This is a genomic window from Komagataeibacter xylinus (assembly GCF_004302915.1).
GTDB lineage: Bacteria > Pseudomonadota > Alphaproteobacteria > Acetobacterales > Acetobacteraceae > Komagataeibacter > Komagataeibacter xylinus_C.
Genome location: NZ_QQBI01000005.1, coordinates 98,705 through 122,324 on the forward strand (window position 1 = coordinate 98,705; position 23,620 = coordinate 122,324).

General features: G+C 65.0%; 23 protein-coding genes, 1 tRNA gene and 1 riboswitch. Of the genes, 17 read left to right on the forward strand and 7 right to left on the reverse strand.

Translation table 11 applies throughout. From position 1 onward, the window contains the following. Nucleotides 1-17: 17 nt before the first annotated feature. The 16 genes from rapZ to DV027_RS05215 all read left to right on the forward strand — a co-directional run bounded on the left by rapZ (nt 18) and on the right by DV027_RS05215 (nt 13,561). Nucleotides 18-989 (forward strand): RNase adapter RapZ, encoded by a 972-nt coding sequence (gene rapZ / locus DV027_RS05145; RefSeq protein ID WP_130730894.1) that lies wholly within the window; start codon nt 18-20, stop codon nt 987-989. Continuing rightward, nucleotides 986-1,447, forward strand: coding sequence for a PTS sugar transporter subunit IIA (locus DV027_RS05150; RefSeq protein WP_130730841.1), 462 nt, complete (start codon nt 986-988; stop codon nt 1,445-1,447). Before rapZ ends, DV027_RS05150 begins: the two co-directional genes overlap by 4 nt. Continuing rightward, nucleotides 1,437-1,736 (forward strand): HPr family phosphocarrier protein, encoded by a 300-nt coding sequence (locus DV027_RS05155; RefSeq protein ID WP_130730842.1) that lies wholly within the window; start codon nt 1,437-1,439, stop codon nt 1,734-1,736. Before DV027_RS05150 ends, DV027_RS05155 begins: the two co-directional genes overlap by 11 nt. Further along, nucleotides 1,723-3,561, forward strand: a complete 1,839-nt coding sequence (ptsP, locus tag DV027_RS05160) for a phosphoenolpyruvate--protein phosphotransferase (RefSeq protein WP_130730843.1) — start codon at nt 1,723-1,725, stop codon at nt 3,559-3,561. The genes DV027_RS05155 and ptsP overlap by 14 nt, the downstream gene beginning before the upstream one ends. After that, entirely contained in the window at nt 3,554-4,930 is a 1,377-nt protein-coding gene (locus tag DV027_RS05165; RefSeq protein ID WP_130730844.1) for an anthranilate synthase component I family protein, read from the forward strand. Before ptsP ends, DV027_RS05165 begins: the two co-directional genes overlap by 8 nt. Beyond that, on the forward strand, nt 4,927-5,736 hold the full coding sequence (locus tag DV027_RS05170; RefSeq protein WP_130730845.1) for an aminotransferase class IV: 810 nt from the start codon (nt 4,927-4,929) through the stop codon (nt 5,734-5,736). Before DV027_RS05165 ends, DV027_RS05170 begins: the two co-directional genes overlap by 4 nt. 64 nt (nt 5,737-5,800) lie before the next feature. Then, a complete protein-coding gene (locus DV027_RS17405) occupies nt 5,801-5,971 on the forward strand; it encodes a hypothetical protein (RefSeq protein WP_165399109.1) in 171 nt (56 codons plus the stop codon). 14 nt (nt 5,972-5,985) lie between these two features. Further along, nucleotides 5,986-7,566: a bifunctional phosphoribosylaminoimidazolecarboxamide formyltransferase/IMP cyclohydrolase gene (gene purH / locus DV027_RS05175; protein ID WP_130730846.1), complete on the forward strand. Its 1,581-nt coding sequence runs from the start codon at nt 5,986-5,988 to the stop codon at nt 7,564-7,566. Nucleotides 7,567-7,662: 96 nt separating this feature from the next. Beyond that, entirely contained in the window at nt 7,663-8,433 is a 771-nt protein-coding gene (locus DV027_RS05180; protein WP_130730847.1) for a hypothetical protein, read from the forward strand. 123 nt (nt 8,434-8,556) lie between these two features. Continuing rightward, nucleotides 8,557-8,898: an AtpZ/AtpI family protein gene (locus tag DV027_RS05185; protein WP_130730848.1), complete on the forward strand. Its 342-nt coding sequence runs from the start codon at nt 8,557-8,559 to the stop codon at nt 8,896-8,898. Between the two features lie 12 nt (nt 8,899-8,910). After that, entirely contained in the window at nt 8,911-9,660 is a 750-nt protein-coding gene (locus DV027_RS05190) for a F0F1 ATP synthase subunit A (RefSeq protein WP_130730849.1), read from the forward strand. 60 nt (nt 9,661-9,720) lie between these two features. Further along, nucleotides 9,721-9,945, forward strand: a complete 225-nt coding sequence (locus tag DV027_RS05195) for an ATP synthase subunit C family protein (protein WP_003616715.1) — start codon at nt 9,721-9,723, stop codon at nt 9,943-9,945. Nucleotides 9,946-9,961: 16 nt separating this feature from the next. Next, nucleotides 9,962-10,576 carry a F0F1 ATP synthase subunit B family protein gene (locus DV027_RS05200; RefSeq protein ID WP_061275558.1) on the forward strand — a complete coding sequence of 205 codons (615 nt, stop codon included), beginning with the start codon at nt 9,962-9,964 and terminating at the stop codon, nt 10,574-10,576. Between the two features lie 30 nt (nt 10,577-10,606). Next, complete coding sequence (locus tag DV027_RS05205) at nt 10,607-11,101, forward strand: F0F1 ATP synthase subunit B family protein (RefSeq protein WP_130730850.1); 495 nt, start codon at nt 10,607-10,609, stop codon at nt 11,099-11,101. A gap of 21 nt (nt 11,102-11,122) precedes the next feature. After that, the gene (locus DV027_RS05210) at nt 11,123-11,878 is read left to right on the forward strand and encodes a glycosyltransferase family 2 protein (RefSeq protein ID WP_130730895.1); all 756 of its coding nucleotides are present in this window, start codon (nt 11,123-11,125) and stop codon (nt 11,876-11,878) included. Nucleotides 11,879-11,890: 12 nt separating this feature from the next. Further along, on the forward strand, nt 11,891-13,561 hold the full coding sequence (locus tag DV027_RS05215) for an ArnT family glycosyltransferase (RefSeq protein WP_130730851.1): 1,671 nt from the start codon (nt 11,891-11,893) through the stop codon (nt 13,559-13,561). A 150-nt stretch (nt 13,562-13,711) separates the two neighbouring features. Here DV027_RS05215 and DV027_RS05220 read toward each other — a convergent pair whose 3' ends face one another. Beyond that, entirely contained in the window at nt 13,712-15,481 is a 1,770-nt protein-coding gene (locus DV027_RS05220) for a porin family protein (protein ID WP_207303418.1), read from the reverse strand. A gap of 480 nt (nt 15,482-15,961) precedes the next feature. Beyond that, on the reverse strand, nt 15,962-16,201 hold the full coding sequence (locus tag DV027_RS05225) for a hypothetical protein (RefSeq protein ID WP_130730852.1): 240 nt from the start codon (nt 16,199-16,201) through the stop codon (nt 15,962-15,964). Between the two features lie 170 nt (nt 16,202-16,371). On the opposite strand from DV027_RS05225, the gene DV027_RS05230 reads away from it, so the two are divergent. Further along, a complete protein-coding gene (locus DV027_RS05230; protein ID WP_165399110.1) occupies nt 16,372-16,881 on the forward strand; it encodes a DUF2721 domain-containing protein in 510 nt (169 codons plus the stop codon). Between the two features lie 62 nt (nt 16,882-16,943). Here the strand turns inward: DV027_RS05230 and DV027_RS05235 are convergent, their stop codons facing one another. The 5 genes from DV027_RS05235 to DV027_RS05255 form a co-directional block, all read right to left on the reverse strand. After that, nucleotides 16,944-17,909 carry an ABC transporter substrate-binding protein gene (locus DV027_RS05235; protein ID WP_207303419.1) on the reverse strand — a complete coding sequence of 322 codons (966 nt, stop codon included), beginning with the start codon at nt 17,907-17,909 and terminating at the stop codon, nt 16,944-16,946. A 74-nt stretch (nt 17,910-17,983) separates the two neighbouring features. After that, nucleotides 17,984-18,081: riboswitch (TPP riboswitch) on the reverse strand. 59 nt (nt 18,082-18,140) lie between these two features. Then, nucleotides 18,141-19,352, reverse strand: coding sequence for a cytochrome b (locus DV027_RS05240; RefSeq protein WP_130730854.1), 1,212 nt, complete (start codon nt 19,350-19,352; stop codon nt 18,141-18,143). Between the two features lie 124 nt (nt 19,353-19,476). Beyond that, entirely contained in the window at nt 19,477-19,863 is a 387-nt protein-coding gene (locus DV027_RS05245; RefSeq protein ID WP_242621736.1) for a hypothetical protein, read from the reverse strand. 184 nt (nt 19,864-20,047) lie between these two features. Next, a tRNA-Arg gene (locus DV027_RS05250) sits at nt 20,048-20,124 on the reverse strand. Nucleotides 20,125-20,277: 153 nt separating this feature from the next. After that, nucleotides 20,278-23,571, reverse strand: a complete 3,294-nt coding sequence (locus DV027_RS05255; protein ID WP_130730856.1) for an efflux RND transporter permease subunit — start codon at nt 23,569-23,571, stop codon at nt 20,278-20,280. Nucleotides 23,572-23,620 lie beyond the last annotated feature (49 nt).

Here is a 23,620-nt window from a genome sequence, read left to right on the forward strand (position 1 = left end):
TTTGCGTGACTGACACCATGCATGAAGACACACCTCTCCCCCGTCGCATCCTGCTTGTGACCGGCCTGTCCGGGGCAGGCAAATCCTCGATTCTGCGCATTCTGGAGGATCTGGGGCATGAGGTGATCGACAATCCGCCGCTGGGCATGCTCGATGAAATCGTGGCCCGTGCCGAGCGCCCGGTGGCCATTGGCGTGGATTCGCGCACGCGCGGCTTCGATGCCTCCGCCGTGCTGGCGGCCCTGGCCCGCCTGCGCGTCAACCCCGCCCTCAATGCCGAACTGATCTATGCCACGGCGGAGGAAAGCGTGCTGCTCCGCCGCTATACCGCCACCCGCAGGCGCCACCCGCAGGCCGTGCACGGCACGGTCAAGGAAGGGATCGAGGCCGAGATCCGCCTCACCTCCCCCCTGCGCGAGGCTGCCGATGTGGTGATCGACACCTCCGACCTGCCCCCGCCCGAGCTGCGGCAGCTTGTCGAGGCCCGGTTTGGCGAATGGTCGGCAGGCGGCCTCGACGGGCTGACCGTTGCACTGATGTCGTTTGCCTTTCCCGCCGGCCTCCCGCGCGAGGCGGATATGGTGTTCGATGCCCGCTTCCTCACCAATCCGTATTACGATCCCGCCCTGTCGGCCATGACCGGGCTTGATGCGGCCGTGGCGGATTACGTGGCCAATGACCCCGATTACGCCGAATTCCTCGACCGCATGGCCAGCCTGCTCGAGCTCGTGCTGCCGCGCTTCGTGCGCGAGGGCAAGAAATACGCCACCATCGCCATTGGCTGCTCGGGCGGTCGGCACCGCTCGGTTACCCTTGTCGAGGCACTTGCGCGGCGGCTGGCGCAGCGTGCCGACAGTGCCCACCCCCAGGATGCATGGCCCGTCGTGATCATGCACCGTGAACTGGCCCGCCAGGGTCGCAGCAGCTGGCGCTGGGCCAACCGCCCGCGCGGGCTGGCTGAACCAACGGAGCACACGGACCCGCAATGATCGGTCTTGTATTCGTGATGCATGGCGTTCTGGGCGAGACCCTGAAGGCGGAACTCGAACATGTGGTGGGCCCGCAGGCGCAGGCCACGGTGTTCAATGTCACGGCGGCCTCGCTGCCCGGCACCTGCCACGCGGCGCTGCGCCAGGCCATCGACTCGGTCGATAGCGGGCAGGGCGTGATCCTGCTGACCGACATGTTCGGCAGCACGCCGTCCAATGTCGCGATTTCCGTGCTGGAGAACAACCGCGTGGAGGTGCTGGCCGGCGTCAACATGCCCATGCTGGTCAAGCTGGCGCAAATGCGCGGCCAGGTGAGCCTGCAGGACTGCCTGCGTGGCGCGGAAGAGGCGGGCAGGCGCTATATTTCGGTTGCCTCGCACCTGCCGCCTGCCTGCCTGTCGGGCGTGGGGACCTGCGTGGGCGAGGCGACGGACAGCGTTGCGGGCCATGGGGGCTGAACCCGTGGCGCAGGAGCCACCCCGGCGGGCGGATGTGGGCATTGTCAACCAGCGCGGGCTGCATGCGCGGGCGGCGGCCAAATTCGTCACGATGGCGGAAAAATTCGATGCCACCATCGACGTGACCCATGCGGGCATGACGGTTTCAGGCCACTCCATCATGGGGCTCATGATGCTGGGGGCCGGAAAAGGCGAGACAATCGACATCACGGCCCACGGCCCGCAGGCGGAACCGGCACTCGCGGCCCTCGTGCGGCTGGTCGGGGCCGGTTTTGATGAAGACGACTGAACGCAGCACCTCCCGTCGCCCCCGCCCCGGTGAGGTGCGGCTTGAAGGTCAGCCCGTTTCATCAGGCGTGGCCATTGGTTATGCCGCCATCGCGCATGATCCCGCTCTGCCGCCCATCGACACCACGCGGCGCGACTGTGATCCCGCCCATGAGCGCGCCCGCCTGCATGAGGCCATCACCCGCTCCACCGCCCAGCTGCGCCGGCTGCATGATCGCCTGGCCCTGCTGCCTGAGGATGGGCAGGTGGAAATCGGCTCCCTGCTTGAAGTCTATCGCCGCATGCTCGGCCCCTCGCGCCTGCGGCGCGGCATCGAGGCGCGGCTTGGCCATGGCATGCTGGCCGAGGCCGCGGTGCAGCTCGAGACCGAGGCCCTGGCCGCCTTCATGCTCAACCCGCCCGGCCGCCCCGCGCCCGAGGGCGAGGATGCGGTGGCGGCAAGGCGGCGGGCGGGCGAGTTCCGTGAGATCGGGCGTAGGCTGGTGCGCAACCTCAGCGGCACGCCCTACCGGTCGTTTTCCACCATTCCCGATGGCGCGATCCTTGTGGCCGAGCAGTTGCGCCCTGCCGATGCCGCCCTGATCGACCCCTCGCGCATTGCCGCCGTGGTAACGGAGGAAGGCGGCAGCACCGGGCATACCGCCATCCTGCTGCGTGCCCTTGGCATCCCCGCCGTGCTGGCCACCCACGGCCTGCTGGCGCAGATAGGGCGGCGCACGCGGCTGGTGGTGGATGGCACGACCGGGCATGTCATCATCCGACCTTCCACCCGCACGGCGGCGGCAGCCCGGGTGGAGGTGGCGGCCTATGCGCGTGAACGCCAGGCGCTTGGCCGCCTGCGCCGCCTGCCTGCCCGCCTGTCGAGCGGGGAGGTGCTGACATTGCAGGCCAATCTGGAAATTCCGGCCGAACTGCCCATGATCGCACAGTCAGGTGCCGCCGGCATCGGGCTGCTGCGCAGCGAGTTCCTGTTCATGAATGCCGAGACCCTGCCCGATGAAGCCCGGCAGGAAGCGCTTTACCGCCCCCTTGTCGAGGCCATGGCGGGCGATCCGGTCACGATCCGCGTGGTGGACTGGGGCAGCGAGAAGAACAGCGATGCCCTGACGCAGGCGGGCATTGGCGCGGGCAGCGATGTCAATCCGGCTTTGGGCCTGCGCGGTATCAGGCTGCTTTTGCGCCACCGCGCCTTGCTTGAAACGCAGTTCGCCGCCATTTTGCGCGCGGCCACCGCGGGTCCAGTGCGGGTGCTGCTGCCCATGGTGTCGAGCCTGGCGGAACTGCATGAGGCACGTGAAACCTATATCCGCGTGGGGCGCAGGCTGCGGCGCAGGGGGGTGGACATACCCGACCCGCTGCCGCCGCTTGGCATCATGATCGAAACGCCAGCCGCCGCCCTCATGGCCGATGTGCTGGCGCAGGAGGCCGAGTTCCTCGCCATCGGCACCAATGACCTGACCATGTACACCCTGGCGGCGGACCGGGCAGCAACGGATGCGGCAGGGCTGTATGACCCGCTGCACCCCGCCGTGCTGCGGCTTGTGCGCCTTGCCGCCGATGCGGGGCTGCGCCAGCGCAGGCCGGTCTCGCTGTGTGGCGAGATGGCATCCGACCCGCTGGCCGTGCCGCTGCTGGTGGGGCTCGGGGTGCGGTCGTTTTCCATGCATGCTTCCGCCGTGCCACGCGTCAAGCGCGCGGTGCGGGCGGCAGCGATGGATGACTGCCGCCGCATGGCCTGCCGCGCGCTTGAAGCGGCCGACGGGCCGGAAGTCAGCGCCATGCTGATGGCCTATGCCGCCACCCTGCGACACCCCGGAGATGGCTAGCCCCACCCCCTGCCTGCCCGTGGCCTGGCGGCATGTGGATGACGTGCTGGCCGCATGGGGCGAGCGCCCGGGTTTTGCCTGCCTTGACAGTGGCGGCCCCGTCGGCCCCCGTGCGCGCTGGACCATCATCTGCCGCGATCCCACCCACTGGATCGAGCAGCGCGATGGCGCGTGCTGGCTGGATGGCACGCAGGTGGCGCATGACCTGCCCCACCTGCTGCGGCAGTGCGTGCCGGGTGGCGGCTGCCCGCCCGAGGTGCCTTTTGCCGGGGGGGCTGTCGGCTTTATCGGCTATGGCGCGGGCCAGCGCATGGAAGGCATCGGCACGCGCCATGAGGCAGGGGATGATGGGCCCGAGGCCGCTTTCGGCCTGTATGACCATGCCTTCGTGCTTGATCGCGAGACGGGCCGCGCCTGGCTGGCGGGCACGGGGCTTGATGCCGCGCGCGCGGCGCATCTGGCTGCGCAGTGGGCGGCGATTGGTCCGGCTGCCAAACCCACCCCCCTGCCCGTGCTGTGTTTCCGGCCCGACCAGGAGGAGGAGGCGTATCGCGCCGCCGTGGCGCAGGCCGTGGCCCGGATCGCGGCGGGGGAAGTGTTTCAGGTCAACATTACCGGGCGCATGCAGGCTAGCCGCCCGCCCGGGCTTTCGGCGGTTGATGCCTATCGCACGCTGCGCGCCACATCGCCCGCGCCGTTCGGGGCGTTTGTGGTGGGTGAGGGCGGGTTTGCGCTGCTCGGCGCCTCGCCCGAGCGTTTTTTAAGCCTTGATGGCGCGGGCAGGGTCAGCACCCGGCCCATAAAGGGCACGGCCCCGCGTGGCGCCACCGCGCAGGATGACGCCCGCCTGGCCCATGCCCTGCGGCGTGACCCCAAGGAGCAGGCCGAGAACCTGATGATCGTTGACCTCATGCGCAACGATATCGGGCGCGTGGCGCAGCTTGGCAGCATTGCGGTGCCGGAACTTTTTACGGTCGAGCAGTTTGCGCATGTGCACCATCTGGTATCCGAAATAACCGGGCGGCTGGAGCCGGGGCGCGATGCCTGTGACCTGCTGGCCGCCACCGTGCCGCCCGGCTCGGTAACCGGCGCGCCCAAGCACCGCGCCATGCAGGTGATCGATGCGCTCGAGGCCTCGCCCCGTGGGGCGTATTGCGGCGCGGTGGTGCGGATCGGCTGCGATGGCGCGATGGACAGCGCCGTCATCATTCGCACGCTGGTGTTCACGCGCGACCACGTTACGGCGGCGGCAGGGGGCGGAATTACCGTGGAGTCCGACCCGGCGCGCGAATACCGTGAGATGCAGCTGAAAATCGCGGCCCTGCTGGCCCTGTTCGGGCCGCAGCCAAGTGAAGGAAACACGCCATGACCCCTGCTGGCCTGCCCGTCTGGCTCAATGGCCGCATCATCGATCAGGCCGAGGCCCGCATCGACCCCGCGGACCGGGGGCTGCTGCTGGGTGATGGCCTGTTCGAGACCATGCGCGTGGCGGGTGGCGTGGTCCGGCATTTCCCGCTTCATATGGACCGCTTGGCGCATGGGGCTGGCGTGCTCATGCTGCCGCCACCCGACAGGGGCCTGATTGCGCAGGCGGCGGCCGACCTGCTGGCCGCCTGCGGGGTGCAGAATGGCGCGCTGCGGCTCACGCTTACCCGTGGCCCCGGCCCGCGCGGGCTGCTGCCGCCGCCCGAGGTGCGCCCCACCGTGCTGCTGACTGCAACCGCCAGCCTGCCATCCGCAACCCCCGTGCGGCTGGTGACAGCCAGCCACCGGCGCGATGAGGAGAGCGTGCTTTCGCGCATCAAGAGCCTGAACTATCTGCCCTCCATCCTGGCACGGATGGAGGCGGCAGGCCGGGGGGCGGATGATGCGCTGCTGCTCAACCGGGCGGGGCATGTGGCCGAGACGAGCGCCAGCACCCTTGTCGCCATCATTGAGGGGGAAGCGCTGACGCCCCCGGTGCATGATGGCGCCTTGCCCGGCATTGCCCGTGGCGTGCTGCTGGCGGCAGGCCTGCTGCGCGAAGGTCGCCTCAGCCCTGCCATGCTGCGCGGCGCCGGGGCGGTTTTTGCCCTGAACAGCCTCTCCGCGCGGGAAGTGGTGGCAATTGACGGCCACGAACTGCCGCGCCAGCCTGCCATGCTGGCCGGGCTGGCGGCGCATCTTGAGGACTGATTTTGCGCCCGTCTGAAGGAAAGTGATAAAAGTTTCCAGGTGTCGCCTTACTTTCAAAAAGGCGATGTTCGTTACGAAGCTTTTTGAAAAAAGCGTCACCAAAAACTTTCTGGTGTTTCAAAAGCGGGCTTTTCAAACCGCGCCGGGGAAAGCCAGCCATAACATTTCACTTATTGCCCATTCCGGCGCGGTTGGACTAATCCAACCCGCATTGGCTCATTTCCAGCTTGCGTGAAAGGTCACTTGCAGATGACCCCCCCCACCACCGTGCCGGTCCGGCGTGCCCTGATTTCCGTGTCTGACAAGAAGGGGCTGCTTGATCTGGCCCGCGCGCTTGTCGCCCACGGGGCCGAGATCCTTTCCACCGGCGGCTCCGCCCGCGTCCTGCGCGAGGCCGGCATTGCCGTGCGCGACGTGTCCGAGCATACCGGCTTCCCGGAAATTCTTGATGGCCGCGTCAAGACGCTGGTGCCGCAGGTACATGGGGGCATCCTTGGCCGGCGCGACCTGCCTGCCCATGTGCAGCAGATGGAAGAGCACAAGATCGCCCCGATCGATCTCGTGGCCGTCAACCTCTACCCGTTCGAGGCCACCGTGGCCTCTGGCGCGGGGCCGGAGGACTGCATCGAGAACATCGATATCGGCGGTCCCGCCCTGATCCGCGCGGCCGCCAAGAACCATGCCCACGTGGCCATCGTGACCGACCCCGCCCAGTATGGCGAGATCATCACCGCGCTGGAAAATGGCGGCACGGATTTGGCCCAGCGCACGAAGCTGGCAGGGGCAGCCTATGCCCGCACCGCCGCTTACGATGCCGCCATCGCCGCATGGTTTGCAGGCCAGGAAGGCGAGGTGCTGCCCCCGCGCATGGTCATCGCGGGCGAAAAGCGTGAAAGCCTGCGCTATGGCGAGAACCCGCACCAGAAGGCGGCCTTCTACACCGATGGCTCGACCCGCCCCGGTGTGGCCACGGCCACGCAGATTCAGGGCAAGGCGCTGTCCTACAACAACATCAACGACACCGATGCGGCGTTTGAGGCGGTGGCGGAATTTGACGCGCCCGCCGTTGTCATCGTCAAGCATGCCAACCCGTGTGGTGTGGCTGTCGCCCCCACCCAGGCCGAAGCCTGGGACCGCGCCCTGCGCTGCGACCCGGTCTCGGCCTTTGGCGGCATCGTCGCACTCAACCGCACGCTGGAAGCCGAAGCGGCGGCGCGCATCGCTGGCATCTTTACCGAGGTGATTGTGGCCCCCGACGCCACGGCCGAAGCGCGCGAGATCCTGTCGCGCAAGAAGAACCTGCGCCTGCTGCTGACCGGCGCCCTGCCGGACCCCGCAGCCGGGGGCGTGGTGGTGCGCTCGGTAGCTGGCGGCTTCCTGGCCCAGACGCGTGACAGCGGCCGCATCACGCCTGATGCGCTGAAGGTGGTGACCAAACGCGCGCCCACTCCCGCCGAGATGGCGGACCTCATCTTCGCCTTCCGCGTGGCCAAGCACGTCAAGTCGAACGCCATCGTGTACGTGAAGGACCAGAGCACGGTGGGCATTGGCGCGGGGCAGATGAGCCGGGTTGATTCCGCACGCATCGCCGCCACCAAGAGCGCCGATGCGGCGAAGGAAGCTGGGATCGACCACCCGCTGACCCAGGGCAGCGTCGTGGCATCCGATGCGTTCTTCCCGTTTGCCGACGGGCTTGAGGCCGCGATTGCAGCAGGGGCCACCGCCGTGATCCAGCCCGGCGGCTCGATCCGTGATGACGAGGTGATCGCCGCCGCCGACAGGGCAGGCATCGCCATGGTCTTCACAGGTATGCGCCATTTCCGGCACTGATCCGTCGTCAAGCCCCCTTGTCTGCGGGGCGGGGATGGAATGAGATGGCACGCCCGGCAGCGTGCCGGTCAAGACAGACGAAAGACGGGTACCCGCATGGACATTCATCGACGTTCCTCCTGCCGCCTGCTCGCGGGCGTGCTTGTTGCTGGCAGCCTGGCGGCGGGTAGTGCCCATGCGGCTGGCAAGACGGGCGCGCAGCCTGCTGCCGCCCCCCCTGCCGCAACGCAGATAGCCCCCGTGTTCGACCTCGCCCCGCTGCCCGTAACCAGCGGGCAGCTCGTGCAGTACATCCTCAGCCCGGCAGGGCAGGTGGCAGGGCTGCTGCTGGCCGATGGCACGCAGGTTTTCTGCCCGCAGGACCTGGGCGAGAACATGCCCGCCATCGCCCGCCCCGGTGAGCAGGTCTCGATCAGCGGGCTCAAGGGCATTGGCCACCCCATCGTGCGGGCCTATGCCGTAACCGGCCCGCGCGGGCAGCGGATTGCCGATGTGCGCCCCGCAACGGCCCCTGCACCCTATGATTCGCCCTCCATCGGCCCCGACGTGCCGGTTGATGGCACCGTGCTCGCCCCGCTCTATGACATGCAGGGCAAGGTGCAGGGTGCGATCATGCGCGACCACAGCGTGGTGTATGTGGGTGAGGCCAACGCCGCCCGTCTTGCCGCCTGGCTCAGGCCGGGTGCGAACCTGCATGCCATCGGCATTGGCGTGAGCGGCGAGCGTGGCACCGCCATCAACGCGCGTGAAATCGGGCCGGACGTGAACCAGGCCATTCACATCGAGCCCGCCGATGCGCCGCCGCCGGGCGCCTTTCCCGGCAGCGCGGGTTATGACGTGATTCCGGGCAGTGCCACGGCGCAATAAAGGTGCGCCAAACGCACGACCGGTAAAAAAGATGCGGGGGAACCGCTTTGTTTGCCCCCCTTTGCTTGACAGGTTATTGCAGCCCCGTTAGCTACCGCCTGCACCCTCAAGGAGGTGCGAGAAGTGGATAAGGATAACGATCCTTCCGGCGAGTCCTTCAACCGGCGACTGGAAGCGGCCCGCGAGCGCATGAAGCCCCGCAAGGCCGCTGAACGCGACACGGGGGGGACAATGTCCGATCTGGGCCTGGTCATCAGGTCGGGAACGGAACTGGTGTCGGCTCTTGTGGTCGGGGTTGGCATTGGCTGGGGTCTTGACCACTGGCTGGGCACAAAGCCCTGGTTCCTCATCGTCTTCTCGCTTCTTGGCGGTGTGGCAGGTGTACTTAATGTCTGGCGTCTTGTCAGGCCCGATGCCATAAGCACTAAGGCAGACGGGCCGGATGGCGGCCCCGGACGGTTATAGGGAAGAACGAAGTTGGCGGCCGGATCATCTATCGACGCGCTCGGTCAGTTCGAGCTCCATCCAGTTCTGGGTGCATTGGGCGAATCCCTGCGGTTCAGCCAGTCCCCCATGATGATGATTGTGGCCGCCTTGCTGGTTCTGGCGTTCCTGTACATGGGCATGCGCCCTGCTGCAGTGGTGCCGGGTCGCCTTCAGGCCGCAGCCGAGATGTGCTACGACTTCATCTACAACATGGCGGTCGACACCATCGGCGTGGAGGGCAAGGCCTTCTTCCCGTTCGTGTTCACGCTGTTCTTCTTCATCCTGGCCGGTAACTACCTTGGCCTGCTGCCTTTCTCCTTCGCCTTCACCAGCCATATCGCCGTGACCCTGGCGCTGGCGCTGATGGTGTTCTGTCTCTCGATCATCGTATCGCTCAAGGTGCAGGGGGCGAAGTTCTTTGCCCACTTCATGCCCGCGGGCGCGCCCAAGGCGCTGGCCCCGCTGCTGATCCCGATCGAGATCCTTTCTTTTCTTTCGCGTCCCGTGAGCCTGTCGATCCGTCTGTTCGCCAACATGGTGGCGGGTCACGTGATGTTCGATATGTTTGCCGCCTTCACGATCATGCTGGCCGGCCTGGGCTTCTTCGGTGATATCATCGCCGTTGGTCCCGTGGTCATCAATATCGCGCTGATGGCACTCGAATTGCTGGTTGGTGCCTTGCAGGCCTATGTGTTTGCAATCCTGACCTGCATCTATCTGAGGGAGGCGGTGGCCCACTAACAGGCCGCACCCGCTTCCATCTATTTCAATCCAGAACGTCTGAAACAAGGAAAACAAGACATGGATATCGCAGCAGCCCGTGAAATTGGTGCCGGTATCGCCGTTATCGCCCTCGCTGGCGTTGGCATTGGCCTGGGTAACATCTTCTCTACGCTGGTCAGCAGCATCGCGCGCAACCCGTCCGCACGCCCGCACGTGTTCGGCCTTGGCATGCTGGGCTTCGCCCTGACGGAAGCCGTGGCCCTGTATGCGCTGCTGATCGCGTTCCTGATCCTGTTCGTCTGATACGCTGGAGGCGAACATGGCGCGCGCCGTGATGTATAACAACATCCGAAGGGCGAAGTCTTTCCTGGCTTCGTCCGCGCTGGCTCTGCCGCTGATGGCCATGGCAGCCCCTGGCGCGCGCGCCGAGGGCATGCCCCAGCTTGATTTTGGCAATCCTTATGTCATCGGTCAGGTGATATGGGGCGCTGGCATTTTTCTGGTTCTCTACCTGCTGCTGAGCCGTTCGGCCCTGCCCAAGGTGGAGAAGGTTCTCTCGCTGCGTCGTCAGACCATCGAGACCGACCTTGGCATCGCGCACAAGGCCAAGACCCGCGCTGATGAAGCCGTGGCCGACCTGCATGCCGCACGCCGCAAGGCGCTGGCCGACGCACAGGCCAATGTGGACAAGGTTGTCGAGGAGGCCCGCCTGGCCGCCGCCCGGCAGACCGAGGAAATGAACGCACGCCTTGCCGCCGAGATCAGTGATGCCGAGACCCGCATCGCGCAGGCCCGGACACAGGCACTGGCATCCGTTCGCGAGATTTCCACAAACACGGCGGAAACGCTGATCAATCAGTTATCTGGCATTGCCGCCCCGGCCGATTTCGTGACGGCAAAGGTCGGTTCTGCTGCGGCAGCACGTGGTCTCTGACCCGCTGCCCAAGACAGACAGGTCATAATCATGTTTCATGATCCCCGTTTCTGGTCGGCTGTTGCCTTTGTCCTGTTTTTCGTCCTGTTCGGGCGTTCACTGTGGAAACCCCTGGTGAGCGCGCTCGACGGGCGGGCAGAGCGCATCCGTGCCGAGCTTGATGAGGCAGCCCGCCTGCGCCGCGAGGCCGAGCAGATGCTGGAGGACGCAACGCGCGACCGCGAGGCGGCACTCGCCGAAGCCAAGGAACTGGTCGAGCACTCCCTGCGCGAAGCTGCGAACATTGCGGAAAAAGCCCGCAAGGACGCCGAGGATATTGCCGCGCGGCGTGAGCAGATGGCCAAGGACCGGATTACATCGGCCGAGCGTTCCGCCCTGCGCGAAGTGCGTGAGACGGCTGTTGACATCGCCATCCAGGCTGCCCGCGAGACGCTGGCTGCAAGCCTGCCCGCAGATGCTGATGCCAAGATCATCGACAAGGCGATCGGCGACCTGCCGTCAGCCCTTTCCCAGCGCGCTGCCTGATTGCCTTTGCAGCCGCCCGCCATGCAGGACAGCAATAACGGGGCGTCTTCACGCCCCGTTTTGTCCATTATCGCCGCCGTACTGAACGAGAGCGGCAACATCCGCCCGCTCTGCGAGGAAATCGCGGCCGTGCTCGACCGCCTGCCCCCTGCTGAAATCATCTTTGTGGATGATGGCAGCACGGATGGTACGGGGGCGGAGCTTGAAGCGGTCAGGCGTGATGGCATCCTGCCGCATCTGCGCATTCTCGGCCATGAGGCCGCCTACGGCAAATCCGCCGGGCTGCGTACGGGTGTTGAAGCCGCGCGGGGGGAATGGGTCATTCTGCTTGATGGCGATGGGCAGGATAACCCCATCGACTTCATCAACATGATGGCGCTGTGCCAGGAGGCCAGCGGGCGCGCGCCCCTGGTGGTGGGTGTGCGCACCAAGCGGCGCGATACCCTGTCGCGCAGGCTGGCCTCGCGTTTTGCCAATGGCCTGCGCCGCCGCCTGCTTGATGATGGCTGCCCCGATACGGGGGCCTCGCTCAAGGCGTTCCGGCGGGAAGATTTCCTGCCGCTGCCACAATTCGAGGGACTGCACCGTTTCCTGCCTGCCCTGATGGGGCAGCGCGGCGTGCCGCTGGTGTGCATGCCGGTTCATCACCGTAACCGGCTGCATGGTTCCTCCAAATACACCAATCTCAACCGGGCGATTGTTGGCATCCGCGATATACTGGGTGTCATGTGGCTCAATAACCGCGCCAGGATACCGAAACGCGTTACCGAACGCTGAAGGGACCGTGCCATGACGCGCCTGACACTGCGCCACTATGTTTTTGTGGCGCTGTCCGTGTTTGTCCTGTTCCTGCCCGGGCGGGCCTCGCTGCCGCCGCTGGACCGGGATGAACCCCGCTACATGGAAGCCACGGCCCAGATGCTGCACAGCGGCAATTATGTCGATGTGCGGTTTCTTGATCAGCCTCGCTACCTTCAGCCCGCTGGCATTTACTGGCTGGAGGCGGCTGCCGTAAGCCTGACCGGCATGCAGGACCGCCACGCCACGTGGCCCTACCGGATTCCGTCGCTGCTGGCCGTAACGGCCGCTGCCGTGCTCACGGCATGGATTGGCGCGGCCCTGTTCGGCCCGCAATGTGGCCTGCTGGCGGCAGCCCTGCTGGCGGTGTCGGTGCTGATGACCGCCGAAGGCCGCATGGCCACGATTGACACCACCCTGCTGTTGTTCGTGCTGCTGGCGCAATGCGGGCTGCTGCGTGCCTATCTTGACCGCGAGCGCGATCTAGCCACGCCGCTGGCTGCAGCCCTGTTATACTGGATCGCGCTGGGCTGTGGCCTCATGCTCAAGGGGCCGGTGGTGCTGATTCCTGGCTTTGGCACGCCGCTGGCGCTGGCGCTGGTGGAGCGGCGCATTTACTGGTGGCGCCGCCTGCGCCCGGCCTGGGGCTGGCTGCTCATGCTGGCCATCGTGCTGCCGTGGTGCATTGCCATCGGGGTCATCAGCCATGGTGATTTCTTCTCGCGCGCGGTGGGGCGCAATTTTCTGGGCAAGGTGGCGAGCGGGCAGGAAACGCATGGCCTGCCGCCGGGCTATCATCTGGCCGTGTTTGCGCTTGCCTTCTGGCCCGGCTCGCTTTTTGCCGCCATGAGCCTGCCCTTTGTGTGGGCGCAGCGTTTTCAGCCGCATGTGCGCTACCTGCTGTGCTGGATCGTGCCGCACTGGCTGGTGTTCGAGGCCATCGCGACCAAACTGCCGCATTATGTGCTGCCGACCTATCCGGCCATTGCCATCCTCACGGCTGCGGCCGTGGTCTCTTTTCCCACGGAGTGGGCATGGCCCCGCGCCTTGTGGGCACGCGGCCTGCTCGCGGCCTATGCGCTGATCTGGTTTACGGTCGGTTCCGTGTTGGCCTTTGCAGGGCCTGTGCTGCTGTGGCGCATGGAAGGCACGGTGTCGCCCGCTGCCATGCTGATCCCGGTGGGGGCGCTGCCGGTGCTGGGGCTGTCGGCCTATCTCATTTTGCACCGCGAGGTGTTGCGGGCGGTCATGGCGGCGGTTGCTGCAGCGGTCATCATCCATGTCGGGCTGTTTACAACCGTCATCCCGCGCCTGCAGACCATATGGCTCAGCCCGCGGCTGGCCGCCATGGTGGATGACCATCGCCGCTGCGGAAGCGGGAGCATTGTGGCCTCGACATCGGATTCCGAACCCAGCCTTGTCTTTCTGCTTGGCGAAAACACCCGGTTGATCACGCCCACGGCGGCGGCTGATTTCCTGCAGCAGAACCAGAAATGCGGCATGGTGCTGGTGGGCGCGCGCGAGCTTGCGGCGTTCAGCACCCGCGCGCTGCAAGATGGCCTGGACCTGCATGAACTCGGTCAGCAGACGGGGCTGAACTATTCAACCGGCAAGCATCTGGAAATCGGGCTGTATGTGGTGATGCCGCCCGTGGCGCCGTAAAGGATAAAAGTTTTCGGGTGCCCCCTTTCTTCAAGAAGGTGGCGTTCTTGGTAAAGCTTTTTGAAAAAGGCTTTACCAAGAACTTCTTAAACAAAAGGCGCTGCGCGGGTTCTGCCCGGCAGCGCCTTTTTTGTTTTTTGGGGGAGGGGCTCAGAACAGCAGGATCATACCGCCCGAGGCACTGTTGTCGCTTTCCTTGTAGGGGCCGTGGGCTGCGGAACTGGTATGGGCGTATTCGGCCACAAGGTTCAGCCAGTCGGTCATCTTGTAGTAGGCGGCACCCACTTCGGATTCATTGCGGCGCACGAGGTCGGGGTCTTTCTCGCCCGGTGCCAGATACAGGTTACTGACACCATAGCTGCCCACGAGTTTGAACTTCTTGGTGAAGTTATACATCATCTGGACATAGTAGCCTTCCGATGCGCGCTTGCGGCCATTGCTGGCCACGCCATCGAAGAACAGGCCGGTCGTGCCAAGGCCGCTGCCGCGATAGTAGTAGCCCACGAACTGCGCCGGGCCGTAGGTCAGCTTGGTGCCGATTTCGCCCGCTTCCGCCGTAACGCCACGCTTCTGGCCGGGAACAACCGGCACTGCCGTGCTGGCCTCGGTAGACAGCGTATGGGCAGCCCCATCGATCAGGACGGAGGAAGCCGCCCCCATTGTCATCTCGTTGCGGGTCAGATCCTGCTGGTGCTGTGTCAGGAAACTGGCCCAGATGCGCGCCGTAAGGCCACCGACCTTGAAGTCGTACGTCACCTTGCCCTGGATCATGGGCGAACTGTGCTGCGTGGAGGAGGCCGAGTAGTCGTTGCCGCTGCCATCCGTGCCCGAGAAATCGAACTCATCAAGCGGCTGCAGGATGCCGATCGTGCCCTGGAAGCCCTTGATGGTGGGCGACTGGTAGGAAATCTGCGGAATCCAGTCGGCATACACGTAACCGACGCCAATACGGCCAAGCGAGGTATTGCCCGGCGCCGAGTTGCTGCCGGTCGAGCCCACGCTGAGCAGCGTCGCGTCATCAAGGATGGCGTCGCCACCAAAGATGCCAAGGTCACGACCGATCTTGAACGTGCCCCATTTCTTGTTGCCCGCCGTCACGTAAACCTGACGAAAATCGATGCCGGCGGTGCCAAGGCCCACCGGGCTGCCGCCGGTATTGGCGTTGAAGGCGCCGTTCTTGGCATTGTCGATACCGGGATACATGCCCATCACGGCCGCAAGGTCGATGCCGTTCTGCGTGGTTGAAAGCTTGAGGATCAGGCCCGCGGGCAGCAGGCCGTTACGCAGCGCCGAGGAATCGAACCCGCTCGATCCTGACGAGACGCCGCCCGCCACCGGCATGCCGCCAGCGGGGCTGTTATAGGTATAGAACCCGTTGATGAAGCCCGAGAGGTTGATGTCGATCGGCCCGGCCTTGAAGGTCAGGCCCTTGCCGGGTACGTATTTCTCCATCCGCACCAGCGAGTTGCCGCCGCCAAGCCCCATGGAATGCTGGGCGGCAAGCCAGGTGGACTCAGCCGAGGCCGCGCTGGCCTGCGCGTTGGCCGCTGCCTGCTGCGCCTGGGCCAGCACATAGTCGGGGTCCATGCCGTTGCCGCCAATCTCGATCTGGCCGGGGGGCTGGACCGCCTGCCCCATGGCGGTGCGCATGGGGGCATGGCCGGCTGTCGTGCCCATGTGGCGGGCGGCAGGCACGTATTGCTGCGTGCGGGCCGCGCTGGCCGCAGCCTCATGCACATGTTGCAGGTGATGGGCGAGCAGGCCGCGATATTCACCCTGCGTCAGGCTGCCCTTGGCCTTCAGGATATCGAGAAGTTCACTATAATCGTCAGCCCATGCCTCATCGACATAGGCAAGCGACGCCCCCCCGCTTGCCATAACAACCACCGCGCCAATACGCGCCAATTTTCCTGCCGACATAGTATTAAACTCCCTATGCGCATTCCTGTTGTATAAAACCCGGCGGGTCAATGGCCCCCGCCAGCCATGAAAGGGGGTAGCGCAGGGGCCGCAGGGCGCGGGAGCGTGCAGGGACTCCTCCCCCAATGGTGGGAGGAACAGGGTGCTCAGGGCCGGTTCTGTTATGGATTCGTTGGTTAATCTTCCTTTTTTTTTATGCAATGTTCAAAAAATGGTCATAACGGAACACATGTGCGTTTTCGGTCTTGTGGTGTGCGACTGAGCAGTACGTCAGGGTGCCAGGTGGACTGGAACAGTCCGGTTTCGCAAGGAGTGCAAAGATCCATCAAACAATCGTGTTCGGTCCCGTTCATGGTTTCTGTTCAATAAAACGGCATGGGCAGGTCGGTTGCCGCCATAGAAATACACAGCATATCCTCACAAAGCTGTGTTTGTATTTTATTAACTTAATTCTTGACCGTATCTTCCGTGCCCGCCGGTTCAGGCCAGCAGGGTGCGGGCCTGCCGCCAGGCCTGCTCCAGCGCATCGACCATGGTGGGCGCGGGCGCGGTCCAGTCCTGCGGGGGGTGTCCGGGCACGTCGAGGCGCGCGCGCCAGCATGCGGCATCAGGCGCTTCGGGCAGGCGTTCGATAGTGATGCCCCAGGGGGCGGGAATGCGCGCCAGCACGCGGGCCTGCCTTTTCTCGGGTGTAAGCGGCGTTGCGTAGTTATGGGACATGGGTGCCTCCGTTTTTTCCAAAAAGCGTTCCCCACAAACGTCCTTATGAGTGCTTGATGTTTGGGGAACGCGCTTTTCAACCACCTTCAGGGCGCAAGTCTGCCCCTTGACGGGGCGGCGGATAACCCCAAAAAACGCACGGTTGCCCGCAGCCAAGGATATGCCTGCCCGTGTCCCCTTTTCCCGGCCTTGTGCCTGATGAATCTGTTGATGGCGTTGCCCACCTGATCCAGACGGCGTTGACGCCGGTATTCATGCTGTCAGGCATCGGCACGCTGCTCAACATGTTCAACACGCGGCTTGCGCGCGTCAGCGACCATATCGAGACCGTGCGCGACAAGCTGGAAAATGCCGATGACAAGAAGGGCAGTGAAAGCAGCGCCGTGCTGCTGCGCCGCCTGACCCACCTGCATTATCGCACCCTGCTGCTTGATGCCGCCATCCTGTTTGGCGGCGTGGGCGGGGCTTCGGCCTGCGGGTCGGCCTTCGCGCTCTTTCTGGGCAGCGTGCGTGATTCCGCCATTGCCTGGTGGCTGGTGCTCATGTTTGGCAATGCGCTGGTGTGCACGGTCATTGCGCTGGCCATGTTCCTGGGTGACAGCATCGTCGCGTGGCATGGCCTGCGCGTGACCACCTTCCTGCCGCACAAGCAGGAAATGCTCGAGAACCAGGTCGATTGAAAATAAAAGTTTTTGGATGCCGCCTTTTTTCAAAAAGGCGGTGTTCCTTGAAGCTTTACCATTCAGGGTGATGCGGGACTGCTGAAGGGATCCAGCGCGTACTGTTCCAGCGCAATGTCATGCGTCATCAGCCCGTGCGCGTGCAGGAAGGCGGCAAAGGCCTCATAGCGCGGCCGGTTGAGCAGGGCGGGCTGCTTGCACAGGCGCGGCAGCGTGGCCTGCCAGGCCGCGCGGTTGAGTGGCGTATCGAGTTCCGGGTGGTCATGAATGGCCTGGGCCAGAATGGCGTCGGGGTGGTTGATCAGCGTGTTCGTGCCCTCGGCCAGCGCCTCCATGAAGGCTTTCACCCACGCATCATGCCCATGAGAGCGGGCGGCGAGGAAAATCAGTTCATCGGCGATCGGCACGCCATGTTCCTCGGGGTAGAAGGCGGAAACCTTGATGCCCTTCTGCTGCAGGTCGAGCAGTTCATAGGTGCGCACCGCGCCGATCACGCCATCCACCGCATGGCTGATCAGGGCCTGCTCAAGCTGGAAATTGACATTCACCTGCCTGACATCGCCCAGGCCCAGCCCCACCGAATGCAGCATGGCGTCAAGAGAGGCATCATCCACGCCGGGCATGGAAATGCCGATGGTCCTGCCCTTGAGTGCCGCAAGGTCGTGAATATCCGCGCCGGTGATGAGCACGTTCAGCGGCGTATCGATCAGCGTGCCCACGCGCACCAGCGGAATGTTCTGGTCGGCCAGCATGCCAAGCTGCGCCTGATAGGACACGGCAAGATCGGCCTGCCCGGCGGCCACCAGGCGCGGCGGTGAGCCGGGATCGGCGGGGGCGATGAGTTTGACATCCAGCCCGTGGCGGGCAAACGCCCCGCTGTACTGCGCGGCCAGCAGGCTGGCATGGTCGGCATTGAGGAACCAGTCCAGCACGACCGTGACCGGCTGCCCTGCTGCCATGGCGGGCCGGGCCATGAGCGTGCAGGCCACAATGGCCATCATGCCCAGCGCGTGCCTGAAGATGTGCATGGTATCAAAGGCCCCCTGGCCAGCATGGACATGGGGCATGCGCGGCAGGCAGGGAGCGGTATCATGGCCCCCGTGGCGGGGCCGTGCTGTCTCCCTTCGCTGGCATGACCCAGATCAGGTTCAACGGGTATGATCTCAGCCCATCAATGGAGGGGCACCCCGGTCAGGCGGCACAGTGTGGGCAGGCGCAAGCTGCGTCAAGTCACGGATGCAGGACCGCGCGGGCAGGACTTATGTGGCAGCCCGGTTCATTTCACGCCGCGCACAGAGCGGCAGCAGCACGAGGAAGTAGCTGAAGTAGTAAAGCGCTGCGATCCGTCCCGCGATCATCCAGCCCCCTTCGGCATGGTGGCGGCCGACCAGCCCCATCATCACGAAGGCGATGACCAGCCCCGCCATGCCAAGGCGGCAGGCCGGGCGCTCGCGTGCCGAGCGGATGGGCGAGCGGTCAAGCCACGGCACCACGAACAGGATGAGGATGGAACCCGCAGCCGCCACCAGCCCGCCGAATTTGGAAGGCACGGATTGCAGCAGCCCGTAAAACGGCAGGAAATACCATTCCGGCTCGATATCGGCAGGCGTGTGCATGGGGTTGGCGGGGCGGTAGTTTTCCGGCTCGCTCAACAGGTCGGGCCACAGGAAGGCAAGGGCTGCGAACACCAGCGCGAACAGCACGAGCCCGGTCAGGTCCTTGGTGGTGTAATAGGGGTGAAAGGGCACGCTCTCCTTTGCGGGCACCGGCCTGCCGCTGGGGTTGTTCGGCCCGCTCACATGCAGTGCCGCCACATGCAGCCCCACCACCGCCACGATCGCGAACGCCATGAGGAAGTGCAGCACGAAGAAGCGGTGGATGAAGATATCGCCCAGCGTGTCGCTGCCTTCCATGATGTGTTCAAGCATGGGGCCGATGCCCGGCACGGCGCCTACGGCCTTGCCCGCCACGTCGGCGCCCCAGTACGACATCTGCCCCCACGGCAGCACGTAGCCCGCAAACGCCGTGACCATGACCATGAGCAGCAGGCCCAGCCCGCTGAGCCACAGGATCTCGCGCGGCTGCTTGTACGAGCCGTAATACAGCCCCCGGAAGAGATGGATATAAAGGGCCGCCATGAACAGGCTGGCGCCTGTTACATGCAGCGCGCGCAGCATCCACCCGCCGGGCAGCTGGCGCTCGATCATCTCGACCGAGGCGAACGCCCCGCTGGCCGTGGGCGTGTAGTTCATGGCCAGGAAGATGCCGGTGGCCAGCATGAGCACCAGCACCGCGGTCAGGATCGCCCCGAAATTCCACAGCGCGTTGAGGTTCGCGGGCATGAGGAAATCGATATATTCCTTGCGAAACCCGCTGATGACGGGAAGCCTGCGGTCAATCCATGAAAGGACGCCACCCGAGGCAGGCTGCGCAGGCGTGGTGCTATGTTCGGGGAGGCTGGGCCCGCTCATTCTCGGTTCCTGAATCAGACGACGGAAAAATCAGCCCGTAGTGTAGCAGCCCGGCGGGGGCTGGGCACGCTCTCTTTTTCATCAGGTGGCGGGCGGGGCGCATGATTTTACGGCCCGCAGGTCATTACGCGCCCATACCGGCTTTTTGCACGGCCTGCGCGCACAGGTCGCGGCGCTGGGGTATGTCGAGATCCGTCAGTCGTGCCCGCTCGGGCGTGCCGGGGTGCAGCACGCCTGCCGTGCCGTAGGCGTAATCCATGTTGCCTTTTTCATCGGGCGGCACGGCATGGGTCTTTTCAATCAGCGCGACCAGCAGCGGCGTTGCCTCATCATGCCGGGCAAGCCCGTTGCCGATGCAGAAATTGAGGTACCCCGCCAGCCGCGCGCCGGGTGCCGCCGCCAGGATCGCCTGCGGGTTGGGTGCTGCGGGGGTCTGCGCCATGGCCAGGGGCAGGCCCCCCATCAGGCCAAAGCCGGCGAGTGCGCCCATCATGAGTGAACGGTAGCCCATTGCCTTCATCCTTCATGCCAGAACGCAGGCATGACCCGCCCTGCGCCACGCCGTAGAACCGCGCGTGGCGGGTGAAGTTGCATAGGGGAGGATGGATGGTGGCGCATCCGGTCACGACCGCGAAAACGCAACAGGCATCTGCCTGAGATGCCACGTTCAGCCTGACCAGATTTTTTAAGGAAAGTGGCGCACCCGAAAGGACTCGAACCTCTAACCCCCAGATTCGTAGTCTGGTGCTCTATCCAGTTGAGCTACGGGTGCGCTGTGAGGCGGTTTCTAGCCGAGGTGCTTGCACCCCGCAAGCCCCTTTTTTCGCTTTGGGAAAATTTTTTTGGCGGCCTGAAATGCCATCCCAGGAATGACCTGCAATCAGGAAAGAGTTTCTGGTGAAGCTTTTAATGTTTAAATAAATGCTTATCGCCGCATCCGCGCGCGCAGGCGCTGGCCCAGCCGTCGCGTGCCGACACGGATGCACTCCATGTACAGATAGATGACCGGCGTGGTGTAGAGTGTCAGCAACTGGCTCATCATCAGCCCGCCCACCACCGTAATGCCCAGCGGGCGGCGCATTTCCATGCCGTAGCCGCTATTGGTAATCAGCGGCACGGCGCCAAGGGCTGCCGCAAGCGAGGTCATGAGAATGGGGCGGAAGCGCTGGATGCACGCCTCGCGTATGGCGGGAGCGGGGTCCATGCCCCGGTCACGCTCGGCATGCAGCGCGAAATCCACGATCAGGATGGCGTTTTTCTTCACGATGCCGACGAGCAGGATCATCCCGATCATGGTGATGAGCGAGAACTCCTGCCCCAGCGCCCACAGGGCAAGCACCGCCCCCACCCCCGCCGAGGGCAGGGTGGACATGATGGTCAGCGGGTGGATGTAGCTTTCATACAATATGCCCAGGGTCACGTAGATCGTGACAAGGGCCGCGATGAAGATCAGCACCTCGTTGATGATGGCGGATTTGAACTGCGCCGCCTGCCCGCTGAAGCCGCCATGGATGGAGGGCGGCACATGCAGCCGGATCATGGTGTCCGCAATGGCGGCGGAGGCATCGCTCAGCGCCATGCCGGGTGCGAGGTCAAAGGAAATGGCCGCCGAGACAAACCCGTCCTGGTGCGAGACGGTGATGGGCGTGACACGCGGCTCAAGGCGCGCCACATCGGAGAGCGGGATCATGGTCTCGGTGCTTGACGAGACAGCCGACCCGTTCGAGGCCCCGGCCCCGCCTGCCAGCCGGTTGGCGATCTGGTTGCGAAAGGATTGCTGGCTGAGCTGCGTGCTGCGGCTGGCCTGCGTGGTGGTGGTCGTGCGCGCGCGCACCGTGTTCGACACCGTGCCACCGCCCGCACTCCCGCCGGAGGTGGAAATGCGCATGGAATTGAGGATCTCGGGGCTGGTGCGGTACGCATCCGCCACCTCCATCACCACATGATAGGTGGTGAGCGGGGTGGAGATGTTGGACGCCGTGCGCTGGCCAAAGGCATCATACAGCGTGTTGCTGACCAGTTGCGGCGTGATCAGGTAACGCGCGGCGAGGTCGCGTATGATGTCGGCATGGATGGCGGCGCCATTGTTCATGACATCGGTCGTGACATCGCGCATCACCGGGTTCGTGCGCAGCGCAGCCGTCAGGATCGGGGCCCATTTGTACAGGTCATCGGCATTGTCGCTGGTGAGCTGGTAGCGGTAGGCGCCCTCCTTCTGCCGCCCGCCGCCGCCGCTGATGTCACCGGCCGAGAACAGCGATATGTCCAGCCCCGGTATCGCGGCGAGGCGCTCATGCACGCGCGCGATCATGTCATCGATGCTGTCGCGGCGGCGCGTGCGGTCGTGCAACTGCGCGAAGGCCTGCCCCTCGATGTTGGTATCGCCTGAAAAGGCCACGACCTCCTCCGTGTCCGGGTCGGTCGAGAGCGCGTTGCTGATGGCGCGTATCTTTTCCTTCATGGCGGGGAACGAGGTGGTTTGGTCGGCGCGGAAGAAGCTCATGACCATGGCCACGTCCTCCTTGGGCAAGATGCCCTTGGGCATGAGCACGATCACGCCGATCATCACCGCAAGGCTTGCGGGCAGGGTCAGGGCGGTGAGCACATGGTGGCGCAGTGCCACGTCAAGCGTGCGTTCGTAGGCACGCAGCAGGTGCTGGTATCCCGCCTCCAGCCAGTCGCCTGCCTGGCGCGGCCACCGGCGCCACCACGGGGCGGTGGGGGGCAGGGGGGCGATCTCGCCCACTTCAAGGAACAGGCTGCACATCATGGGGGTGAGGCTCAGCGCCAGCAGCAGCGACACCGTGACCGTGATGGCCAGCGTCATCGAAAACTCGAAGAACACCTTGCCCGGCGTGCCCGCCAGCAAAAGCAGCGGCAGGAACACGGCCACGAGCGAGATGGTGATGGAGAGCACCGTGAACCCGATCTCGCGCGAGCCCTTCAGCGCCGCCTCGCGCCGGTTCAGCCCGGCCTCCATGTGGCGGGCGATGTTTTCCAGCACCACGATGGCGTCATCTACGACAAAGCCCGTGGCGATGGTCAGCGCCATGAGCGAGAGAATATCGAGCGAGAAGCCGAACACCGCCATCAGCGCCAGCGTGCCCGCCAGCGAGATGGGCACGGTAATGGCCGGGATCAGCGTCGAGCGCGGCGTGCGCAGGAAGGCCAGCACCACGCCCACCACCAGTACGACCGAGGCCAGCAGCGTCCATTTGGTATCGGCAAGGGAGGCGCGGATGGTGATCGAGCGGTCCATCACCGGGCTCAGTGTCACCCCGCGCGGCAGCGCCGTGCGCAGGGCGGGAATGCGGGCCTTGATGTCATCGGTCACGCGGATGACATTCGCACCCGCGCGCGGGCGGATGATGGCCATGACCGCCTGGTGCCCGTTGAGGTAGCCGATCTGGCGTTCGTTCTCCACGCCGTTGCGCACGGTGGCGACATCGCTCAGCCGCACGGGGCGGGTGTCGCGGTAGCCGATCACGAGCTCGCGGTACTGGGCGGCGGTGCGGGCCTGGTCATTGGTGGCCAGCATGGCGCGCGTCGTGTCGTTTTCGATGATGCCCTTGGGCGTGTTGGCATTGGCCGAGGCCAGCGCCGAGCGGATATCCTCGAACCCCAGCCCGTATTTGAACAGGGGCCAGGGGTTGATGTCCACCCGCACGGCGGGCGCGGAACTGCCCGCGATCTCGACCCACCCCACGCCCTGCACCTGCGCAAGCAGGGGTTGCAGGCGGGTCTTGGCAATGTCGTACAGCTCCGATACCGGCTGCGTGTCCGATGTGAGGGCCAGGATCAGGATCGGGTTGTCGGAGGGGTTGGCCTTCCAGTATTGCGGCTGGGACTGCAGGGTGGCGGGCATGTCGGCGCGGGCGGCGCGCAGGGCGGCCTCCACGTCATTGGCGGCGGCATCGATATTGGTCGATTCATCGAATATGAGCAGGATGAAGGCGCTGTCCTGGCTTGAATCCGATTCAATCGAACTCACCCCCGCCACCTGCCCCAGCCTGCGCTCGAGCGGGGTGGTGACGGATGTGGCCATCTGCTGCGGCGAGGCGCCGGGCTGCGTTGCCATGACATAGATGACCGGCACCGCGATGTTGGGCAGGTCGCCCACCGGCAGCAGCCTGTAGGCAAACATGCCTGAAAGCAGGATGGCCAGCGCCATGAGCGTGGTCGCCACCGGGCGCAGGATGAAAACGCGGCACAGGTTCACTTCTGCCGCCCGGTGCCCGTGGCCATGCTGCCGGTTCCTGTCTCGCGGG